Raw genomic sequence first — 21,314 nt, forward strand, 5'->3', positions numbered from 1 at the left:
GCAGGGCAAGGCGGCAAACACTTGAAAACCAGTGCCAACGATCAGGAAACAATGGATGAGTTGGTACAATCTGCTACACCCATCTCGCAATCCATTTCATCGCGCCTTGATTTTTTCGGCAGGTTTTTTCGCATATTTTTTTGACAATTCAACACGAGCCGCTCATGCGCATTACTTCTGCCGATCAAGATCAACCCGAAGACGCGCCAACAGAGCGGGCCAGCGACTCCTACGTGCATTCTTTTGCGCGCGGGCTGGCCGTCATCCGCTCTTTCGGCGCCGCTCATCCGGCACAAACGCTCAGTGAAGTGGCGGCCGTTACGGAACTGTCGCGCGCCGGCGCACGCCGCATCCTGCTGACCTTGCAATCATTGGGCTATGTCGAAGCGGAAGGACGGCTGTTTCGCCTGACGCCAAAAATTCTTGGTCTGGGTTTTTCATATCTGACGTCGCTTCCGATCTGGAATGTGGCCGAACCGGTAATGGAAGACCTGGTCGCGCAGATTCATGAAAGCAGTTCAGCCGCAGTACTTGACCGTACCGAGATCGTCTATGTGTTGCGGGTACCGACGCGCAAAATCATGGCGGTCAACCTGTCCGTCGGCAGCCGCTTGCCCGCCTATTGCACCTCGATGGGACGCGTGCTTCTCTCCGGTCTGGATGAAAGCGAACTGGATGCACTACTGGTTGCCTCCGAGCTGCAAGCGCATACGCCGCGCACACTCACCGACCGCGACGACTTGCGCAAGGCAATCGCCCTGGTGCGCAAGCAAGGCTGGGCTGTGGTCGACCAGGAACTCGAGATGGGATTGATTTCACTATCGGCACCAATTCGCAATCGGCAGGGAACAATCATCGCTGCGATCAATATCAGCGGCAGCGCGCAACGACAATCCGCCAAGCAGATGGTCAAGGTTTTTCTGGAGCCATTGCAGGAAGCAGCACGGCGCATCTCGGAGATGGTAGCGTTGCGCAGCTAACGGGAATTTTTCGAAGCTACGGCGAGATCATCTATTCCCGGAACGGACCGACGTGGCTGAATACAAGCGGGGTAGTCGCCTCAAACTGCAACGCCTTCTTCTCAATAAATATCTGACACTCGACGAACGCTGGTATGCGCGCATGTTTGGCGGTATCTATGAAAAATGTTCAGCGGTGTCGGGAGTAGTGTCGCGACATCTTCATGGTGTCGGTTGTCATTGCCACCTCGGCTGTTTTCCTGGTCATCGGTACGTATTACCTGTTCGGTATCGTTTGATGGTTTGATGGCCTGATGCAGCAGCGCGCCTGCAATCAGGCTCGCTGTGGCGGATGGTCGAAAAAAAACACTACAAAAAGTGGCTGTGCGCTTGGTGCTACTGTTTCATCGGTAGGGTTAAGCCGGTCAGGGTTTGTCTTGCGATCACTGTCCATGACGTTAATTTTTTACGATGAGCGCGCGTGCGATCTTCCGTTCACCACTTTCTGGCAGCGTGCATTGATCGTCGCCATGGCTATCAGCGCCTGACGCGGCGATGAACTTCCTTCCTTTCTTGACGATCGACGTGACCGATCTGCCGCTGTTTCTATACGGCGTCTATGACCCGTGGCGCATTACCCTATCATGCCTGATCGCGGTCTTTACCTCGACGATGGCGCTGCAGATTGCCGGCATCGGTCGCCTGTCGCACAGGCCGCTGCATCGCCAGATCGCGCTGTTTTCCGGGGCGCTGGCGCTGGGTGGCGGTATCTGGGCGATGCACTTTATCGGCATGCTGGCATTTCGTCTGTGCGTGCCGGTTAGCTACGATGTGCGGATCACGCTGTTGTCGATGCTGCCCAGCCTGGCGGCGTCATGGGTTGCGCTGCAATTGCTGAGTCAGCCGACGCTGTGCTGGCGGCAGCTACTTGTCGGCGGCGTGCTGGTCGGTGCCGGGATCGGCACGATGCACTACAGCGGCATGGCGGCGATGCAGCTCGCACCGTTGCTGCGCTACGATCCGTGGTGGTTCGCGGCGTCGATCCTGCTGGCGATGCTGCTAGCGATTCTGGCGTTGTGGGTACGTTTCGGGTTGCAGGAGTCGACGCGTTTGCGCAGCTGGCAAAATCTGCTGATCAGCGGCACCGTGATGGGCGCTGCCACCGTTGGCATGCATACCCTGGGGATGTTTGCGGCCCGCTTTATCGGGGTGGCTGAATCGGCCATACCGATACCGGCTGCGTCGGCCGGTTTCATATCGATTGCGGTCACGCTGGGTACGGTCACATTGACGCTCATCGTTCTGGCTGCGAACGCCCTGTTGCGCACCCGACAGCTTTTTCAGAGCACCCTGCGCGACAGGGAACGTCAGTACCGCTCGCTCATTGGCAACCTGCCGGGTGCGGCATTCCGTCGTCTGGTGGGGGGCAACATGCTGTTCATCAGTGAGGGGATAGAAACACTGAGTGGCTGGCCAGCCGAACGGTTCTTCGCCGGACAACAGGACTTGCTGGAGCTGGTGCATCCGGAAGATCAGTGCGCGGTGCGCGAAGTCTGGTGCCAGGCCATTGCCAGTTCCGGGCGCTATACCGTCGAGTACCGCATGCGCTTGCGTGACGGCGGCACCTTGCAGGTATGGGAAAGCGGGAGTGTCCTGCATGCCGAACACAGCGCTGATATCTGGGTCGATGGCGTGATTTTTGATGTCAGCCAGCCGCACCGGATCAAGGAAGAACTGCGTGCGGCAAAGACGATTGCCGAGCAGGCCAACGCGGCCAAGAGCGTATTCCTGTCGACGATGAGCCATGAAATTCGCACGCCGATGAACGGCATCATCGGCATGACGTCGCTACTGATCGATACGCCGCTCGATGCCGAGCAACGCGGATTCGCCAGAATCATCGAGTCGTCGGCGGATGCGTTACTCAACGTGATCAATGACATCCTCGATTTTTCCCGCATTGAAGCGGGCAAGTTGACTGTCGAATCGGTTCCCTTCGATCTGTCGGCTACCGTGACAGGATGCATTGACGTCATCGCTGCCAAGGCCGAAAGCAAAGGACTGGCCCTGCGCTGCACGATGGATCCAGCCCTGTCGGCGCTGGTCATCGGTGATGCAGGTCGACTGCGTCAAATCCTGCTGAACCTGCTCAGTAACGCGCTCAAGTTTACGGCGACCGGTGCGATCGAGGTGGGCGTGACGCCGCTGGTGTCAAAGGGTACGCAATCGGGTGTCCGGATTTCGGTGCGTGACAGTGGCATCGGTATCGACCAAAAAAATGCGGCAGACCTGTTCATTCCGTTCCATCAGATCGACGGGTCGATCACGCGCAAGTATGGCGGTACCGGATTGGGGTTGTCGATCACGAAGCGGCTCGTTGAACTGATGGGCGGAACCATCGGTTTCGAGAGTGTGCCGGGGCAGGGGACACTGTTCTGGACGGAGCTGCCGCTGACTGCGCCGACCGACTTGCCGATGGCGACGCAGTGGGCCTGTCCGGTGCCAGCGGTGGTTGTTGATGACCATTCCGCGCACCTGGTATTGATCGTCGAAGACAACCCGATCAACCAGCTCGTCGCGGTCCGGCAATTAGCCCGGCTTGGCTATGCAGCCCATACCGCCGGCAACGGCGAAGAAGCATTGGCGATGCTGGAGTCGCAGCGCTATGCGGTGATCCTGATGGATTGCCAGATGCCGGTGATGGACGGTTTTGAGGCGACGCGTTTGATTCGTGCCAGCGAGGTGGGAACAGCGCACCACCGGACCATCGTGGCAATGACGGCCAATGCGATGCAGGGCGATCGCGAGCGCTGTCTGCGCGCCGGCATGGATGATTACTTGTCCAAGCCCATCGTGTTCGAGGACCTCGAGCGGATGATGGCCGCCTGCCTTGCCCGCGCATGTGCTGGACACATGGCCATTGATTGAACCGGCGGCGCAGTTCGGCACCACGGCGTTGCAAGTTATGATGCGGTCAATCCGGATTCCTTTCCCTGCCCGTCTTGCGGGCGCGCACCTTTCCTTGATGCCATGCTGCCTTTTCTCAAACTTGTTGCCTTGTTCGCCCTCACTGCCGTGGCTGAAATCGTCGGCTGCTATTTGCCATGGCTGGTCGTCCGGCAGGACCGGTCGGCCTGGCTGCTCGTGCCGGCAGCCGTCTCGTTGACGCTGTTTGCGTGGCTACTGACGCTGCATCCGGCGGCGGCCGGACGCACCTATGCGGCCTATGGCGGCATGTACATTGCCGTTGCGTTACTCTGGTTGCGCTTCGTCGATGGCGTGGCATTGACGCGCTGGGATATGGCCGGCGCAGCAATTGCCTTATTCGGCATGGCCGTCATTGCCTTGCAGCCGCAAATCCCGCCTCTCACCTGATCGTAAAACACGATGCTCCAGCTCATTAGCGCCACTCCCAGCCCGTAGCCCGCAAAGTACGCATTGCCCTCGCTGAAAAAGGGATTGCATTCACGTTGTCGAAGACCGACCCTCGTTCAAGGCGTCCGTACCCACTGTGCAAACCATTACCGACAAGGTGATCTGAACGCGCAGGCTTTATCGCCTGTATCCGAATAGACGATCATGCCTTGCTGTGGCAGGGGCGCTTCGTAGATGATCTGTGGCGGAAAACGTTGATAGGTGGTGTCGGTGGTACATCCGGACAGCAGCACCGCGATGGCAAGCAAAATGGTTTTCAAGAGACGCTTTCGGTGAGGCCAGGAACGGACGGTTACCCGGTGATGGGTGACTAACGCGCTCACCCGTCTTCTTGACTACAGGGTATTGCGTTATTGCCCAACGAAATGTTCTTGAGGGCGGCAGCGCACAGAGTGCCGCCGTATTTTGCGGATAAACTTATCGCTTGCTGCTCAATTAACCATCAGGAAAATCCAGTGCGCCTGCTTTATATCGAAGACGATGCCATGCTGCGCGAAAGCGTATCGACAGGACTGCAACACGAGGGTTACACGGTCGATGCGGTCGGTGACGGGGGCAGCGGGCTTCAGGCCCTGAAAACACATGACTACGATTTAGTGTTGCTCGACCTCGGCTTGCCGCGCATGGACGGTAATACTGTGCTGGCGACGCTGCGTCAGCGTGGTGACACGATCCCCGTCCTGATCCTGACCGCACGCGATGCGGTTGCCGACCGGGTACGCGGGCTCAATGCTGGCGCGGACGATTATCTGGTCAAGCCGTTCGATTTGCAGGAACTGCTGGCCCGGATTCAGGCATTGCTGCGTCGGCGTACCGGTCGCGCCGACGCCCTGGTGCAGCATGGCAGTCTGGTACTCAACACGACAACGCATGCTGTCACGCTCGACGGTGCCGGCGTAACGTTGTCGGCGCGCGAATTTGCGGTCTTGCAGGCGCTACTGGAACGTCCCGGCGCGGTCATGTCCGTGCCGAAGCTGGAAGAAAAAATCTACGGTTGGGGCGATGAAGTTGGCAGCAACACGGTCGAGGTGTATATCCACGCGTTGCGCAAGAAACTCGGGGCTGCCCTGATCCGCAATATTCGTGGAGTCGGCTACATGATGGCTCCGTTGCAGTGACGCTGCGGCGCACTTCGATACGGCGCACCTTGCTGGTCTGGCTGGCGGCCGGACTGGCGGTGGTCATCTCGCTGATGGCATTGCTGCTGTATCGACAGGCGCGCGATGAAGCCAATCACCTCTTCGACTTCCAGATGCAGCAGGTTGCCAGTGCACTGCCGAGCCGGTTTCTGTCGATGCCGGAACCCGGCACCGGCGCGGTGTTTGATGCAGCACCAGCCGTCGTTATCCAGATATGGGACCCCAGCGGCGTGCGACTTTATTTTTCGCATGATTACGCGGACTTGCCACAACTGGCGGTGCTCGGTTTTTCCAACATCGAAGCACGTGGCGAAGCCTGGCGGGTCTATAGCGCGCAGCAAGGATTGACGGTGGTGCAGATTGCGCAACCGCTGCGAGTGCGCAGCGAGATGGCCGCGCGGTCAGCCTTGAAAACGATTACGCCGTTGCTGTTGCTGGTTCCTTTTCTGGGCGGCCTGATCTGGCTGGCGGTCAGCCGCGGGCTGGCACCAGTGCATGATGTGGTGGCACAGCTGGCGGCCCGGGATGCCGGGCAACTGGCACCGGTGTCGGATGCCGCGCTGCCCGATGAAATCCGGCCACTGACTGATGCCGTCAACGACTTGCTGGTCCGTCTGGCGCATGCGGCTGCGACCCAGCGGATTTTTGTCGGTGATGCCGCCCATGAATTGCGTACACCATTGACTGCCTTGAAGTTACAGGTGGAACTGGCGCAGCGCGCGACCGATCAGGCTTCGCGCGATGCTGCGTTCGGCGCATTACGCGCCGGGCTGGATCGCGCCAGTCGACTGGTGCATCAGTTGCTGACGCTGGCACGCCAGGACCCCGATGCCGTCCAAAAGGACTTGTCGGCGGTGGATCTGACTGCTATCGCGCGCGAAGCGGTGGCGGACCTGTCGCTGCGTGCCAGCCAGCGCGGCATTGATCTCGGAATCACCGACGCAGTGTCCTGCCAGGTTGCCGGTGACGCCGACAGTTTGCCTATCCTGCTCAATAATTTGCTGGTCAATGCCCTGGGTGCGACGCCTGATGGCGGCCGGATCGACGTCGCCATTCGACTTCATGGTCAGCGCGCTGTGCTGACGGTCCATGACAGCGGACCCGGTATCGACGAAGCAGATCTGCCACGCGTGTTCGACCGTTTTTTTCGCGGCACCGACGCGCCTACTGGCGGCAGTGGCCTTGGCCTGGCGATCGTCCGGCGTATCGCCGACCTGCATGGTGCGAGCCTCGAGCTGGCCAACGATCCTGTCGCCGGCGGCCTGCTGGTGCGCATGGAGATGGCGCTGTACGGAGCAGATGCCAGCGGAGCGCGCCATCTCGCCGGCTAATTTTTACGCTTGACGGTTCAAGGTTTAAGTCTCAATTAAGTTGCGCACTCTACGATGCCCCATCGACGTGATTTGACAACCTTGATGGAGAATCTGATGAAACCTAAAAACATTACCCGTACTGCCATTGCCGGCGGCATGTTTGTTGCCCTGGTGGGTGCCTATGCCGGTTTTGGCAGTGGTCATTCCAATTTTGCCCATGCAACCGTCCCTGTCGTTGCCGCCGTCGCGTCAGGCTCCGCGCCGACCTCGCCGGCACTGCTTGCGCCAGCTACCAACTTTTCCGACATTGTTGCCCGTTACGGGCCTTCCGTGGTCAACATCAGCGTGACTGGCAAAAGCCACCAGGTAGCATTGGCGAATCCGTCCGATGACCAGCAAGAACCCGATCTGAGTCAATTTTTCAGAGGCTTTCAGCCGCCCCGCCGTGCAGAAGCCGAACCGGTTCATTCGCTGGGTTCGGGTTTTGTGATCAGTTCCAGCGGCCTCATCCTGACGAACGCGCACGTGGTCGATGGTGCCAGCGAAGTCGTTGTCAAACTGACTGACCGACGCGAATTCAAGGCCAAGGTGCTGGGAGCTGATCGTGTGAGCGACGTTGCGGTATTGAAGATCGAGGCAACCGATCTGCCTGTGGTGAAATTCGGTAATCCGGCGGCAACACATGTCGGTGATCCGGTGCTGGCCATCGGTTCGCCGTACGGATTCGAAAATACCGCGACATCAGGCATCATCAGTGCGAAGGCACGTTCGTTACCAGAAGGCAGTTATGTTCCTTTCCTGCAAACTGATGTTGCCCTCAATCCCGGTAATTCCGGCGGTCCGCTATTTAATCTGCAAGGTGAAGTGATCGGCATTAACTCGCAAATTTACAGTCGCACCGGTGGCTATCAGGGCCTGTCGTTTGCGATTCCGATTGATGTCGCCAAGAACGTCGAGCAGCAACTGGTTGCATCAGGCAAGGTCAGTCGCGGGCACCTCGGGATTGCCGTACAGGAGCTTAATCCGGCGCTGATGGAGTCGTTCGGCTTGAAATCGGTGCATGGCGCGCTGGTCAGTTCGGTCGACAAGGAGAGTCCGGCTGGGCGGGCAGGGTTGCAGTCCGGTGATGTGATTACCCGGGTCGGCGACCATGAAATCGACTATTCGAGCGATTTGCCGGTACAAATTGCGTTGATGAAGCCGGGCACGAGCACGACGCTGAGCTTGCTGCGTAACGGCAAACCAGTATCCGTTGAGGCAACCATCGGCGCGATGAGTGACAAGACGGTGGCGATGGCGGGCGATGCCACGCCATCCCATGGCAAACTGGGCGTTGTGGTCAGGGAGTTGGCCAGAGATGAGCAGCGTCAGGTCGGGGTACCGTCCGGATTGCTGGTCGAGCAGGTCAGCGGTGCCGCTGCGCAGGCCGGCATCGAACCGGGTGACGTGATTGTCTCGGTCAACGGTGCCGCAGTGCAGAGCGGCGAACAGCTGCAACAGATGGTCGCCAGATCAGGCAAGAAAATGGCGCTGCTGGTGCAACGTAATGATGTCCGTATTTTTGTGCCGATCGACCTGGGTTAAGCATTCGCCCTGAACAGCGCCGGAATTTTTCGGGATAGCTGGTCGCCGAACAGCACGCAGATCAGCGAGGCGACGATCAGGACAATGCCGCTCCATTGCCAGCGCGTGACAACTTCGTCGAGCACGATCATGCCCGTTGCCAGTCCGACGATCGGCACACCGAGACTGAATGGCGCGACCCGGTTGACCGGATGGCGCGTGAGCAGACCGGTCCACAAGGTGTAGCCGAGGATGGTACCGATCCAGCCGAGATAGGCGGCCGATGACCAGCTCCCGAGCGGGGCATTGAGCCACTCCCAGCGGCTAGCCGGCGCGTCGAAGAGGGCTGACAGCGCGATGTACGGCAAGATCGGCACCAGGCTGCTCCAGACCATGAATGCGACCACATCAAAATGGGCCGTCGCCCTCTGGGCCTTGCGCACGACGATGTTCGAGCCCGCCCACATGCTTGCGGCTGCCAGGCAGAGGACAAATCCCAGTGGTGTACTCGCGGCGACCGCCGCGCCGTCAGGCAACAGATAGTTCAGAGCGAAGCAGCCCAATCCCAGCGCTGCGAGCACTAGCCCGACCTTGAGCGAGCGGCCCATGCCTTCGTTGAGCAGGATGAATCCGAACAAGGCGGTAAAGAACACTTGGGTTTGCAGCAGCACGGACGCCAGTGCCGCGGTCATGCCGACATTGAGCGCGACAAAGAGCAGACCGAACTGGCCCACGCCTTGCAGCATTCCATACGAGACCAGCCATTTCCAGTGCATCTTTGGCGGCTTGATGAACAGCAGCAGCGGGAGTGTGGCAAACGCATAGCGCAGTGCGCCGAGCTGAAAGGGCGTAAAACCGCGCAGCGCCAGTTTCATCGCAACGAAGTTGGTGCCCCAGATCAGGATGATGCAGAGCGCCGCCGTAAAATCGCGGGCACCAAAACGGGTGTGGTTCATGAGTGTGGGGGAGTGAAGAATCCCGCGGTAGCGGTTTCTTGTTGAGGGCACCAGGGTTGGATACGTCGGTGCGAGGTGCAGAAAATTCACCAGAATTTTTTCTGAAGGCAGGATAGCCGATATCGTTGCCTGTCGGTCTTATCTTTTTTACTCCGACCGGTCTGCCTGAATTTGAGGCAGAGAGTCGCAACCCCAGTCCCATGCGCTTGGTGACCGCCGCGCGGTAGTTGTCCCCAAAGTTGTCCACAGTTTTGGTGAACAACTTCCGAGTGAGTTTCTGGCTGGGAAAATCTTGGCAGTATTCTGACAAAGCCTGCACGGGGATTGGTTTGACGACATGTCAACAGTCTTGCGTGTCGAGGTGGATGCCCAAGGCATGGATCACGTACCATACCGGCTGCACGCCTGCGTGCCCCCTTTCCCGTTGTTCCCCCGACTTTTGCCAGGAGCGTCATGAAACTCGAAACCCTCGCGGTCCACGCCGGCTACAGCCCGGATCCGACCACCAAATCGGCTGCCGTGCCGATCTACCAGACGGTGGCTTACGCCTTTGATAATGCCCAGCACGGTGCCGACCTGTTTGATCTGAAAGTGCCGGGCAATATTTACACCCGCATCATGAACCCGACGCAGGACGTACTTGAAAAGCGCGTTGCCGCGCTCGAAGGTGGCATTGCCGCGCTGGCGGTCGCGTCCGGCATGGCGGCCATCACGTATGCCATCCAGACCATCACTGAAGCTGGCGATAACTTCATTTCGGCCAGCCAGCTTTACGGCGGCACCTACAACCTGTTCGCGCATACGCTGCCGCAGATGGGCATCGAAGTACGTTTTGCCGATGCGCGCCAGCCGGACAGTTTTGCAGCGCTGATCGATGCGCGCACGAAAGCGATTTTTTGCGAATCGATCGGCAATCCGCTGGGTAACGTGACCGATTTCGCGCGGCTGGCCGAGATCGCGCATGCGCACGGGATTCCGCTGATTGTCGATAACACGGTGCCCAGTCCTTACCTGTGTCGGCCAATCGAGCATGGGGCCGATATCGTCGTCCATTCGCTGACCAAATACCTGGGCGGCCACGGCACCAGTGTCGGCGGTGCGATTGTCGACAGCGGCAAATTTCCGTGGGCCGAGCACAAGGAGCGTTTCAAGCGCCTCAATGAACCTGACGTGTCGTATCACGGCGTGGTCTACACCGAGGCGCTGGGCGCAGCGGCTTTCATTGGCCGTGCGCGGGTTGTGCCGTTACGAAACATGGGTGCGGCGATTTCGCCGATGAATGCCTTCCTGATCCTGCAAGGCATCGAAACGCTGGCCTTGCGGATGGACCGGATTTGCGACAACACGCTGGCGATTGCCCGGCATTTGACGAAGCATCCGAAAGTGGCATGGGTGAAGTATGCCGGGCTGGAAGATCATCCGGACCATGCACTGGCCGTGAAGTACATGAACGGGCGCGCCTCCGGCATTTTGTCATTTGGCTTGCGCAGTGCGGATCAGGGTGCGCCGCGCGAAGCGGGTGCGCGCGTGCTCGATGCGTTGCAACTGTTCACGCGACTGGTCAACATTGGTGATGCCAAATCACTGGCCACGCATCCGGCCTCGACCACGCATCGGCAGCTTGATCCGGCCGAGTTGCACAAGGCTGGCGTGAGCGAAGACATGTTGCGCCTGTCGGTCGGGATCGAGCACATTGATGACTTGCTGGCCGACCTCGATCAGGCGCTGGCTGCTTCCTGATCCGTCCTCCGGGTCAGGCTTTCGGGAATAAAAAACGCCGCGAACTTCGCGGCGTTTTTTATGGAGGACAGCGACGAATTACTTCGCGGCAGCCTTGGCCTTGACCTTCAGGCGCCAGGCGTGCAGCAACGGTTCGGTGTAACCGCTTGGTTGCTCCAGTCCTTTCATGACCAGATCACGGGCCGCGCAGAACGCATCCGAATTCTCGAAGGCAGGTGCCATCGGCTTGTAGATCGGATCATCGGCATTCTGGCCGTCGACCACTTTGGCCATCCGTTGCAGCGTTTCCTGCACTTGCTCTGCACTGACGATGCCGTGCAAGAGCCAGTTGGCGATGTGCTGGCTGGAGATACGCAGGGTGGCGCGATCTTCCATCAGGCCGACGTTATGAATGTCCAGCACTTTCGAGCAACCGACACCCTGGTCGATCCAGCGCACCACATAGCCGAGGATACCCTGGGCGTTGTTGTCGAGTTCCTGCTGGATGTCGCTGGCGGACCAGACTGGTTTGGCGACGACCGGGATCTGCAACAAGTCGTTGAGCAGACGGTCGGTTTCGACGTTGGCGTCGATCTTTTCCAGTTCTTTCTGGATCGCCGTCACGTTGACCTGATGGTAATGCAGCGCGTGCAGTGTTGCCGCTGTAGGCGATGGCACCCATGCCGTGTTGGCACCGGCTTTCGGATGGCCGATTTTTTGCTCCATCATGGCAGCCATCAGGTCTGGCATGGCCCACATGCCTTTGCCGATCTGGGCGCGACCGCGCAAGCCGCAGGACAAGCCGACCAGCACGTTGCTGCGCTCGTAGGCAACCAGCCAGGCGCTGGTTTTCATGTCGCCCTTGCGCATCATCGGGCCGGCCTGCATCGCGGTGTGCATTTCGTCGCCGGTACGATCGAGGAAGCCGGTGTTGATAAAGGCGACGCGCGCGCCGGCTTCGTTGATACAGGCTTTCAGATTGACGCTGGTGCGGCGCTCTTCATCCATGATGCCCAGCTTGACCGTGTTGGCAGGCAGACCCAGCAGGGCTTCGACGCGACCGAACAGTTCGCTGGCGAAAGCGACTTCGGCAGGACCGTGCATCTTTGGCTTGACGATGTAGACCGAACCGGTGCGCGAGTTGCCGATTTTCTGGCCAGCCTGGCGACGCAGGTCGTGCAGCGCAATGGTGACGGTAACGACCGCGTCAAGAATGCCTTCCGGGATTTCCTGATTGTTACCAAACAGGATGGCCGGGTTAGTCATCAGGTGACCCACATTGCGCAGGAATAGCAGCGAGCGGCCATGCAGCGTGACCACGCCGCCGTTTGTGCCAGCGGCAATATATTCGCGATCCGGATTGAGGCTGCGTGTGAATGTTTTACCGTTGCGCGTGATTTCTTCGACCAGTGTGCCCTTGAGCAAACCCAGCCAGTTGTCGTAGGCCAGTACTTTGTCGTCGGCATCGACGACAGCAACCGAGTCCTCGAGGTCGAGAATGGTCGACAGTGCTGACTCGATGACGAGGTCATTGACGCCGGCCGGATCTTCCTTGCCGATGCCTTTGCTGTTGTCAATCTGGATATCGATGTGCAGGCCATTGTTTTTCAGCAGCACGGAGGACGGTGCCGTCGCTGCGCCTTGATAGCCGGCAAACTGGCTCGTGTCGGCCAGGTGCGTGACGCTGCCATCCTTGAGAGTGATGACAAGTTGGCCGTCTTCGACGTGATAGCCGGTGGAATCCTTGTGCGAACCGTTGACCAGCGGTGCCGCGTTGTCGAGGAAGTGACGGGCGAAAGCGATGACCTTGGCGCCGCGGATCGGATTGTAACTCTCGCCGGACGCGCCGACCTTGGTTGCGCCGTCGGTTTCCGGCAGGGCATCGGTGCCGTAAAGTGCGTCGTACAGCGAACCCCAGCGTGCATTGGCAGCGTTGAGTGCGTAGCGGGCATTGAGCACAGGAACAACCAGCTGCGGGCCGGCTTGAAGAGCCAGTTCAGCATCCACGTTATCAGTGGTGATGGTGACTTCGGCTGGGCGTGGTACCAGATAGCCGAGTGTCGTCAGCTGCGCACGATAGGCCGTCATGTCGCTGATGGGTCCCGGATGGGCGTGGTGCCATTGATCGAGTGCAGTTTGCAGGCGGTCACGTTCGGTCAGCAGGGCCGCATTTTTTGGGGCGAGATCATGGACCAGTGCATCGAAGCCTTGCCAGAAACTGGCGCTGTCAACGCCGGTACCCGGCAAGACTTTGTCTTCGATGAAACGATACAGAACGGTAGCGACTTGAAGCTGATGGCAGGTGGTACGAGCAGTCATGGTATGAAACCTCACAGGTTGACAAAATTGAAAATGGTTTTGGAAAACGGGCAGGCGATCTGGTGCCTCGCTTTTCCGGTATTAATTCTGATCGGATTGTTGCGCTACAAAGTCGAGCAAGTCAGTCAGTGACTGGCCTTGTCCATGTGGTGCCACGCCGAGTTCTTCCAGCGGCGAGCCGGTCCGGTTGACCCAGAAGCTGGCGTAGCCAAACCAGGTCGCACCGCACACATCCCAGCAGTTTCCGGAAACGAACAGGATATCTCTTGCCGGCAAGCCGAACAGGTCGGTGCCCAGTTGATATACCTCCGGTGCGGTTTTGAACTTTTGCACGCTATCGGCCGATAGCAGATGCGGCAGCAGCGTCTCCATCCCAGCTGATTTGACTATGCCTTCGAGCATTTCTGTGTTGGCATTCGACAGAACAGCCAGCTTGTAGCCTTGTTGTTGTAATTGTTCTAATACTTCAAGATTTTCTGGAAACAACGGCAGATTGGCATATTGGCCCATCAGACTTTTTTGGGCATTGACGTCCAGATCGAGGTTCATTTTCTTGCAGCAAAACACCAGCGCATCCTGAGTCACTTCCCAAAATGGCTTGTACATCGAACACATGGACCGCAGTCGGGTATATTCGATTTGCTTGTCGCGCCACATCGCCGCCAACGCCTCGCCATGATGAGGAAAAATACGCTCGGCTTCGCTGGCTATTGCATACACATTGAACAGCGTGCCATAGGCATCGAACACAATTGCTTTGATCGTCACGTGGATCTCACTATGGTTAAGTAAAGTACTCAGTATAAGCAAACAAAAAAATCGCATATACGTTGATTGGTCATTTTATCTATGTGTTTAAGTCATAGATGACGCTTTGTTCAGTGTGATGAAGTAGGGGAGTCATTGTGCATCTGATGCCGTGGTTCCAATCAACTCCGATACTTGTCTGTGGAATGGTTTCAGGTCTGGCGGCAGCAGAAAAAGTGCCGCATTGCCCTGTACCAGCAGCTTGCTAGGTACATCTCGCTACCGGGGCTTTATTTTTTGTTCCAGGCTGGTACGCGCTTTGGATGTCAATGGTGACTATTCGACACAAAGCAGAGGAATATTGGCGGTGGTTGCCGACAGCGATGAGAAGAAGGCTGTCTAGTTGAAAGGAAAGGAAAGAGCTTGGTGCGGCCACCCGGAATTGAACCGGGAAGGAGTTATCCGGCAGATTTTAAGTCTGCTGCGTTTACCAATTTCGCCATGGCCGCGAGTCTGAGATTCTAGCACAGGCCTGAGCCTGCACTCGGTTTGTCAGCATCACAGACCTTCTCGGGATTGGTTGTGATGCCCTTTGAACGCCATTAACGCACGAAGCCTGCTATCCCAGATTCAGAAAGTTCAGAAAGTATGGTTGATCCCGAGTGCAACCCCGGTGGTGCCAACATTGAGCAGTTCTTCACGGTACAGGTCGGCGTAGAGATTGGTGCGCTTCGACAGCGGATGGTTGATCCCGACGGTGAACTTGTCGTTACCGCTTTCCTTGATCTTGCCGTAGCCGCCGCGAATCGTATCGATCCCGACCAGGTAAGTCGCCGCCACCATCATGCTGGTGAGTTTGTCATCGGTGCGTGCGAACTTGGTTTCCGAGTAGGAACCGAGCAGCGTCATCGCACCAAACGTATAACCACCGGCGACGTAGGTGATGTCGCTGTCGATATGGTTTTTTTCATAGGCCAGCATCGTGGTGAGGCCGCCGTTGGCATAATTCAACGAGACACCTTTCTGGCGTGTACCGGCAACGGTGCGGGCAACATCGTCACCGATGGCACGTTCGATCTCGGCGTCGGCATGCACCGAAAAACCCGCCATGTCCGGCGTGCTGTAATACACGGCATTGCTGGCGCGCGAATAGTTATGGAAGTCGACCGAGACCAGACCATCGCTATTGAAGTCCCCGTTGTAGTTGGCCAGCGAACCCATGAACGCGCTGTCAGCCCACGGGTCATAAATCCACTTTTGTGCCCACAGTGGTGTCAGTGCGCGACCCAGACGGACCGAGCCGAAACGTTTGCTGGCGAGTCCGACAGTCGTTTCACCCTGGAAAAAGGCGGTCGATTTTTCCTGACCGCCGGAGTCGGGATTAAAGCGCATCTGGAGATTGAAAATAGCGGACAGATCACCGCCAAGTTGCTCGCTACCCCTGACGCCGAGCCAGTTGTTCTGGCCACGATCCATGCGTGGCGTGTTGCCCGACTCCTTGACCAGACCGAGGTCGATGTATCCGTACACTTCGACATTGGAAGCTTGTGCACTGGCCGGGCTGGACAGGCCGGACAGCATGCCCAGCGCCAGGATACTGATTGATTTTTTCATTTGTTTCTCGTCTCCGTCATTGCTTTTTTGCAGCGGCGAGTGACTGGGAAATCCAGCCATCAAATACCGCCTGGTGTGCCTTGATCCAGCTATTGGTATGGCGTTCTATGTCAGCCGATGATCCTTCGCCTTGATTCATGCGCCGGTTCTCGTTACTGATATCGACGATTGGCAATTTCATTATTGAAAACAGTTTGGCAGCGGCAGGATTGGCGTCCACGAACGCTTTGTTGGCAACGATGTTTTGCTTGTTCGGGATAAAGCCGTAGTCCTTGCCATTTGGTAGTTTCGTACTGACCTTGGCTTGATCGCCGGGCATTGACGAAAACGGCACTTCCAGCCAGACCACATCGCGCCCCGGAACCATCACACTGCTGACCCAGTACGGAGTCCATGTGTAATAGAAAATCGGCTTGCCTTCCTTGAAGCGGGTAATCGTATCGGCGATCAGCGCCGAATAACTACCTTGCTTGTGTGTAATCGCACCGCGCAGCTTGAATGCTGTCAGATGCTGTTCGATCGCAGCTTCGCAGCCCCATCCCGGATCGCATCCTGTCAGGTCAGCGGTGCCGTCGCCATCGGTATCAAACAGCTTGGCAATTTTCGGATCGGCAAACTGGCTGATGTTGGTGATCTTGTATTTGATGGCTGTTGCCTTGTCGATCAGATACCCTTGTGCCGAGTTGTCCGAATACACACCAACGCGCGAGAGCTTTGCATCGCCACCGGCGCTTTGATAAGACGCTTCATGTAACGGATTCCAGTGATCGGCCATGAAGGTGGCGTCGCCGTTAGCAACCGCGATATGGGCGGTGGGTGGTGCAATTTCCTTGATTGGCTGGACATCGTAGCCCAGTTTTTCCAGTGCTTTGGTGACCAGCAGTGTCTGGAACGTTTGTTCTGCAATCGTATTTTGCACTGGCAGTACCTTGATGCCTTTACCGGGCAGGTCGGCGGCGGAAGCCGGTGCGGCGAAGCTCATCGCTATGAGCATCGCACCCAGATAATGGTTTGTTGTTGACAGTTTCATTCGTTGATTCCTTTTTAATGGCGTAACTTGTTGTCGCTGATTTCTTCTTTTAGAAGATGGGGCGGGTCATGGCACCTGATCATGAGCGGTGTGCATGAAGACAAATCGTCCGTGCCACTCAGGTTGCTACGCCTGATGCTGTTGACAGCGGCGACTTGCCCGTCTCGGTTGGAGTCGATTTAGGTGCGACGAGATGTGCAACCTTGGAAGCAGGCCGCATCCGGTAAAACAAGCCGACTGGTCCGGTTTCATACCAATGACGAACGCCGCGGCGAGACTGGCCGGCGGCTTGCGTGATCCGGTCCAGCGAAATCGCCAGCAACACAATCCCGAGTCCACCGACGGTCGCCAGTCCCATATCCAGGCGACCGATACCGCGCAAGACCATCTGTCCGAGTCCGCCAACGGCGATCATCGAGGCAATCACGACCATGGACAGCGACAGCATCAGCGTCTGATTGACCCCGGCCATGATGGACGGCAAAGCGAGTGGCAACTGGACCTTGAGCAACATTTGAGCTGGCGATGCGCCATAGGCACGGGCGGCTTCGATCAGGTCCGGACGAACCTGACGAATTCCCAGGTTGGTCAGTCGCACCAGAGGAGGCAGCGCAAAAATGATGGTCACAATGACGCCCGGTACGTTGCCGATACCGAACAGCATGACCACTGGCACCAGATAGACAAACGCAGGCGTAGTTTGCATTGCATCGAGTATCGGCCGCGTGATGCGCTGGGCGCTGTCACTGCGGGCAAGCAAAATCCCCAGTGGCAAACCGATCGCCAGACAAAATGCGAGCGACGTCAGCACCAGTGACAGCGTAACCATTGCCTCTGGCCAGATACCCAGCCCGGCGACGACCAGCAAGGAAATGACGGTACCAACGGCGACTGCGCGGCCAGCAAATTGCCAGGCCAGCATGCCGAAAACGGCGATCATTGCGAGGGTCGGCACGCTTTGCAGCGAACCTTCTACCCAACTCAGCGTGTTATCGATCGGCACCCGAACAGTCTGGAAAAAAGGCCGAAAATTCGTCACGAACCAATCCAGTCCGTGGTTAATCCAGCTTTCGATGGGCGACGAACCATCAAGAAACTGCTGTATCTGCGCCATGAAACCTGCCGGTGCATCTGCCAGCCCGTTACTGACCGGCGCATCCATCCAGTCGCCGGCTCCGGCTCCGGCCGAACCCGCTGCGTCCGCACCACCGGTTGCCCACGGATCAGCTGAGGCTGCGGTATCTGCACTTCCCGTAGCCCACGGGTCTACCGGAGCAGTGGTTGACTCCGGAACTGGGGCTGCATTCAGTGAAGATGCTGCGCCGGCATTCGGCACAGCCTGCGTGGTGGTGATATCCGGCATCGATGGGTCTTTCAAAGAAGTCGTCATTGCGCTGGTACCAGTGGGGTATCGCGATCAAGAAATTTCAACAGCGTGGTCTTGCTGATCGCACCGCAGTAATGGCCATCCTCGGCCACTACCGGGATCGGGTAGGGCGCTTTGGCAACTTGCCCGAACAGATCACTGACCGACGCTTCGCCGGATATTTTTTCCGAGTGCGGCAAGAAGGCGTGGGCCAGGCCCAGCGGACCTTCATGGCCAAGCAACGCCGTGCGTAACGATTCGGCTGAAACCATGCCAAGGTAATGCTGGCCGGGACTGATGACGTAGGCATATTCACGGTCGTTGTCTTCCAGCATTTTGAGCGCTGCACGGGCACCGCGGCTCGGGTGTTCCGAGACGACGACCTGGCCCTTCCGGGCGATGTCGGCAGCTTTGAAAACGGCCGCAGCATCAACACCATGCACAAAGCTGCGCACGTAATCGTCGGCGGGATTACGCAGGATTTCATCGGGCGTGCCCACTTGCACAACCATGCCGTCTTTCATGATGGCGATGCGGTCACCAATGCGCATTGCCTCGTCGAGGTCATGCGAGATGAACACCACGGTGCGGCGTCGCACTTGCTGCAACCGCAAGATCTCGGATTGCATCTCGGTACGAATAATAGGATCGAGGGCGGAAAACGCCTCATCCATCAACAGAATCGACGGATCCGATGCGAGCGCACGGGCCAGGCCGACGCGCTGCTGCATGCCGCCCGACAGTTCGTCCGGAAAACTGGCATCCCAGCCAGTCAGACCGACCTGATCGAGCGCCTTGAGTGCCTGGGCGTTACGGGTGGCGCGATCCACGCCGGCCAATTCCAGACCAAACGCCGTATTGTCGAGCACAGTCATGTGCGGCATCAAGGCAAAGGACTGGAACACCATGCTGATGTCCTTGCGGCGCAGTGCGCGCATATCCTTGGCGGAGAGTTTGTTGATGTCGACGCCACCAATGGTGATCGTGCCAGCTGTCGGCGTAATGAGCCGGTTGAGCATGCGTACTAACGTTGACTTGCCGGAACCGGACAAGCCCATGACGACGAAGATTTCGCCTGCTTCGATATTAAAGCTCGCGTTGAAGACGCCGATCGAGTTGCCTGTGCGCGCTAGAATATCCTGTTTGCTGACACCTTGATTGACAAGTTCGAGCGCTTTTTCCGGCGCTTCGCCGAAAATCTTGAATACGTTATTGATGGTGATCTGCTTGGCCATGACGATTCCCTTTTTTTTGTTGGAAGGTGAAGTGGCAAGGACCTGCGTTGCACGCAGGCGGCGTTCCCGACGAGCGGGCAGGGTGATGACATGCAAAGTCACTGCATGGAAATTCCGTTCATTTTTTCTATTTGTTCGTGTAGGCGCTGTGGGCGACGGCGTTGGAACTGTTTGCTTCACTGCCTTGCTCAGCGTCGCGATGAATGTGCGCAACGCAAGGCAATAACGAAGCTTGAACTACTGGACTGAATGGGGGTAATGCGCTCTAGTTGGTAGTAAATAAACCGTTAAAGTCGGTTATCGTCTTTTAATTAGCGCCTAAAATCTACTCTAGTGTAGTTAATTAATATTTCTTAGTCAACTTTAGATTACTATTGCACGTTGAACTTCGCTGGCACCGGGATCGGTTTCCGTGTCTGAAAGGTGTAACGTGCTGCTCTGTCGCGGCAGTTCTGTTTGCGACATGAAGTGATTTTCGTTATCTCACCGACCGGATTTTTCAATGCAACAACCCCTCGAATCGAACAAAATTCCTTCATCGAAAGCAGCGCGGCGTCGCGGTCGTATTTCCCGTACAACGCTCACCTATGCCGTCTTTCTTGGCGGTGCTTCCTGTGTTGCATTGGTCTCGCTGGCATTTGCGATGCTCGCTGAAGCCATGCTGTCAATGAATGTCAAGATAATCGGTGCCTATTCCTGGAGTGCGTTCCTGATGTTGCCGTTTGGCTTCGTCGGATTGCGTTGGCTGACTATTCGCTACGCCCAGCAGGCTCGGGGTAGCGGCATCCCGCAAGTCATCGCTGCCATGTCTTTACCTGCCAGCAGCGGTGCGCAACGCACCCTTGTCTCGCTACGCCAATCAATCTGGAAGATTGGATTGACCGCCGCCAGTTTGCTGTTGGGGGCGTCAAGCGGCCGGGAAGGTCCGTCGGTTCAGGTCGGGGCAGCCGTCATGTTGTCGTGGGGGCAGTGGTGGCACCAGAAGTTGGGCCTGCGTCTGGGATTCCGTCCTGAAGCATTGATTGCTGCGGGTGCGGCAGGCGGTCTGGCTGCCGCCTTCAACACGCCACTTGCCGGGATCGTGTTTGCCATCGAAGAGTTAGGCCGTAACAGCGCTATCCGATGGGATCGTATTGTCTTGTCAGGAGTATTAACGGCAGGATTTTTATCTCTGGCATTACTGGGCGGACAGTCCTATTTCCGCATTGATGAGTCGGTATTACTCCTGCGCGGAGCCTGGAAGGGAGTTCTGTTGTGCGCTCTTATCAATGGAGTATTAGGAGGTTTGTTTTCGAAAATTTTGCTGATGGGACCAACCGGCATGTTGCCGGCACGCTGGCGCCACATTCCGTTGAAGCGACCGCTTCTCATTGCTTTCGGTTGCGGTCTGGTGGTTGCCGTTGTCGGATGGGCAGTCGATGGCTCCATTTATGGTACTGGCTACACACAAACTGCAGCGCTGCTGAATGGTCGATCGCCGGACGGCCAATGGTTCGGCATGGCGAAATGGCTCGCAACGGTCGCTACGTATTTTGCGGGAATTCCGGGCGGTATCTTCACGCCTTGCCTGGCGATCGGCGCAGGTATCGGTGAGAACATCTCGCTGTTATTTGGCGGGCTCATGGAGCCACGGATATTTGCGCTGATTTCGATGGCTGCCTTTCTGGCTGCCGCCACACAAGCACCCATTACTGCCAGTGTCATCGTGATGGAAATGACCAAAAGCCATGATGCGACGCTCTATCTGCTTGCTGCCACCTTGATTGCTTCGTTTGTTGCACGGCAACTCAGCCCGCACGCCTTCTATCATTCGGTCGCACGGGGCTTCCGGCGTGAAGCACTTGCCATTCATCAGGTTGGTAATGCAAGCACCGCGACAGCGCCCCTGCCGGACAAGCAGTGACGTGGGTGGTAAAAAT

General features: G+C 57.5%; 16 protein-coding genes, 1 tRNA gene and 1 pseudogene. 9 read left to right on the top strand and 9 right to left on the bottom strand.

The features are described from left to right. Nucleotides 1–164: 164 nt before the first annotated feature. The 4 genes and pseudogenes from QN370_RS00860 (at nucleotide 165) to QN370_RS00870 (ending at nucleotide 4,334) form a co-directional block, all read left to right on the top strand. Nucleotides 165–980 carry an IclR family transcriptional regulator gene (locus QN370_RS00860; RefSeq protein ID WP_322127430.1) on the top strand — a complete coding sequence of 272 codons (816 nt, stop codon included), beginning with the start codon at nucleotides 165–167 and terminating at the stop codon, nucleotides 978–980. 22 nt (nucleotides 981–1,002) lie between these two features. Then, nucleotides 1,003–1,266, top strand: a pseudogene (locus QN370_RS20675) (YjbH domain-containing protein); the annotation flags it as partial. Between the two features lie 248 nt (nucleotides 1,267–1,514). Next, complete coding sequence (locus QN370_RS00865; RefSeq protein WP_322127429.1) at nucleotides 1,515–3,887, top strand: MHYT domain-containing protein; 2,373 nt, start codon at nucleotides 1,515–1,517, stop codon at nucleotides 3,885–3,887. Between the two features lie 102 nt (nucleotides 3,888–3,989). Next, nucleotides 3,990–4,334, top strand: coding sequence for a YnfA family protein (locus tag QN370_RS00870; protein WP_416172138.1), 345 nt, complete (start codon nucleotides 3,990–3,992; stop codon nucleotides 4,332–4,334). A gap of 146 nt (nucleotides 4,335–4,480) precedes the next feature. Here the strand turns inward: QN370_RS00870 and QN370_RS00875 are convergent, their stop codons facing one another. Further along, complete coding sequence (locus tag QN370_RS00875; RefSeq protein WP_322127428.1) at nucleotides 4,481–4,654, bottom strand: hypothetical protein; 174 nt, start codon at nucleotides 4,652–4,654, stop codon at nucleotides 4,481–4,483. Between the two features lie 195 nt (nucleotides 4,655–4,849). Here QN370_RS00875 and QN370_RS00880 point away from each other — a divergent pair, with 195 nt between their 5' ends. The 3 genes from QN370_RS00880 (at nucleotide 4,850) to QN370_RS00890 (ending at nucleotide 8,430) form a co-directional block, all read left to right on the top strand. Beyond that, nucleotides 4,850–5,512, top strand: coding sequence for a response regulator (locus tag QN370_RS00880; RefSeq protein WP_322127427.1), 663 nt, complete (start codon nucleotides 4,850–4,852; stop codon nucleotides 5,510–5,512). After that, nucleotides 5,509–6,864, top strand: a complete 1,356-nt coding sequence (locus QN370_RS00885) for an ATP-binding protein (protein ID WP_322127426.1) — start codon at nucleotides 5,509–5,511, stop codon at nucleotides 6,862–6,864. Before QN370_RS00880 ends, QN370_RS00885 begins: the two co-directional genes overlap by 4 nt. 96 nt (nucleotides 6,865–6,960) lie before the next feature. Continuing rightward, nucleotides 6,961–8,430 (top strand): Do family serine endopeptidase, encoded by a 1,470-nt coding sequence (locus QN370_RS00890; RefSeq protein WP_322127425.1) that lies wholly within the window; start codon nucleotides 6,961–6,963, stop codon nucleotides 8,428–8,430. Here QN370_RS00890 and QN370_RS00895 read toward each other — a convergent pair. Then, entirely contained in the window at nucleotides 8,427–9,365 is a 939-nt protein-coding gene (locus QN370_RS00895) for an EamA family transporter (RefSeq protein WP_322127424.1), read from the bottom strand. The two genes, QN370_RS00890 and QN370_RS00895, sit on opposite strands and share 4 nt — an antisense overlap. Nucleotides 9,366–9,818: 453 nt before the next feature. Here QN370_RS00895 and QN370_RS00900 point away from each other — a divergent pair, with 453 nt between their 5' ends. Further along, a complete protein-coding gene (locus tag QN370_RS00900; RefSeq protein ID WP_322127423.1) occupies nucleotides 9,819–11,105 on the top strand; it encodes an O-acetylhomoserine aminocarboxypropyltransferase/cysteine synthase family protein in 1,287 nt (428 codons plus the stop codon). Between the two features lie 78 nt (nucleotides 11,106–11,183). Here QN370_RS00900 and QN370_RS00905 read toward each other — a convergent pair whose 3' ends face one another. The 7 genes from QN370_RS00905 to proV form a co-directional block, all read right to left on the bottom strand. Next, nucleotides 11,184–13,403: a malate synthase G gene (locus tag QN370_RS00905; RefSeq protein WP_322127422.1), complete on the bottom strand. Its 2,220-nt coding sequence runs from the start codon at nucleotides 13,401–13,403 to the stop codon at nucleotides 11,184–11,186. Nucleotides 13,404–13,484: 81 nt separating this feature from the next. Next, nucleotides 13,485–14,171: a haloacid dehalogenase type II gene (locus tag QN370_RS00910; protein WP_322127421.1), complete on the bottom strand. Its 687-nt coding sequence runs from the start codon at nucleotides 14,169–14,171 to the stop codon at nucleotides 13,485–13,487. 403 nt (nucleotides 14,172–14,574) lie between these two features. Further along, nucleotides 14,575–14,659: transfer RNA gene (locus tag QN370_RS00915), tRNA-Leu, on the bottom strand. A gap of 130 nt (nucleotides 14,660–14,789) precedes the next feature. Further along, entirely contained in the window at nucleotides 14,790–15,764 is a 975-nt protein-coding gene (locus tag QN370_RS00920; RefSeq protein WP_322127420.1) for a porin, read from the bottom strand. A gap of 16 nt (nucleotides 15,765–15,780) precedes the next feature. After that, a complete protein-coding gene (gene proX / locus QN370_RS00925; RefSeq protein WP_322127419.1) occupies nucleotides 15,781–16,794 on the bottom strand; it encodes a glycine betaine/L-proline ABC transporter substrate-binding protein ProX in 1,014 nt (337 codons plus the stop codon). A gap of 118 nt (nucleotides 16,795–16,912) precedes the next feature. Then, complete coding sequence (gene proW, locus QN370_RS00930) at nucleotides 16,913–18,184, bottom strand: glycine betaine/L-proline ABC transporter permease ProW (RefSeq protein WP_322127418.1); 1,272 nt, start codon at nucleotides 18,182–18,184, stop codon at nucleotides 16,913–16,915. Next, the gene (gene proV, locus QN370_RS00935; RefSeq protein ID WP_322127417.1) at nucleotides 18,181–19,395 is read right to left on the bottom strand and encodes a glycine betaine/L-proline ABC transporter ATP-binding protein ProV; all 1,215 of its coding nucleotides are present in this window, start codon (nucleotides 19,393–19,395) and stop codon (nucleotides 18,181–18,183) included. Before proV ends, proW begins: the two co-directional genes overlap by 4 nt. Before the next feature lie 502 nt (nucleotides 19,396–19,897). On the opposite strand from proV, the gene QN370_RS00940 reads away from it, so the two are divergent. Next, nucleotides 19,898–21,298 carry a chloride channel protein gene (locus QN370_RS00940; protein WP_322127416.1) on the top strand — a complete coding sequence of 467 codons (1,401 nt, stop codon included), beginning with the start codon at nucleotides 19,898–19,900 and terminating at the stop codon, nucleotides 21,296–21,298. Nucleotides 21,299–21,314 lie beyond the last annotated feature (16 nt).

This window comes from Actimicrobium sp. CCI2.3, assembly GCF_035019065.1.
Lineage (GTDB): Bacteria > Pseudomonadota > Gammaproteobacteria > Burkholderiales > Burkholderiaceae_D > Actimicrobium.

Bases quoted from the DNA above. Each gene is read 5' to 3' on its own strand.
- QN370_RS00870 (WP_416172138.1), top strand. From the start codon at position 3,990: ATGCTGCCTTTTCTCAAACTTGTTGCCTTGTTCGCCCTCACTGCCGTG.
- QN370_RS00895 (WP_322127424.1), bottom strand. From the start codon at position 9,365: ATGAACCACACCCGTTTTGGTGCCCGCGATTTTACGGCGGCGCTCTGC.
- QN370_RS00940 (WP_322127416.1), top strand. From the start codon at position 19,898: ATGCAACAACCCCTCGAATCGAACAAAATTCCTTCATCGAAAGCAGCG.
- QN370_RS00900 (WP_322127423.1), top strand. From the start codon at position 9,819: ATGAAACTCGAAACCCTCGCGGTCCACGCCGGCTACAGCCCGGATCCG.
- QN370_RS00860 (WP_322127430.1), top strand. From the start codon at position 165: ATGCGCATTACTTCTGCCGATCAAGATCAACCCGAAGACGCGCCAACA.
- proW (WP_322127418.1), bottom strand. From the start codon at position 18,184: ATGACGACTTCTTTGAAAGACCCATCGATGCCGGATATCACCACCACG.
- QN370_RS00920 (WP_322127420.1), bottom strand. From the start codon at position 15,764: ATGAAAAAATCAATCAGTATCCTGGCGCTGGGCATGCTGTCCGGCCTG.
- QN370_RS00890 (WP_322127425.1), top strand. From the start codon at position 6,961: ATGAAACCTAAAAACATTACCCGTACTGCCATTGCCGGCGGCATGTTT.
- proV (WP_322127417.1), bottom strand. From the start codon at position 19,395: ATGGCCAAGCAGATCACCATCAATAACGTATTCAAGATTTTCGGCGAA.
- QN370_RS00905 (WP_322127422.1), bottom strand. From the start codon at position 13,403: ATGACTGCTCGTACCACCTGCCATCAGCTTCAAGTCGCTACCGTTCTG.
- QN370_RS00865 (WP_322127429.1), top strand. From the start codon at position 1,515: ATGAACTTCCTTCCTTTCTTGACGATCGACGTGACCGATCTGCCGCTG.
- proX (WP_322127419.1), bottom strand. From the start codon at position 16,794: ATGAAACTGTCAACAACAAACCATTATCTGGGTGCGATGCTCATAGCG.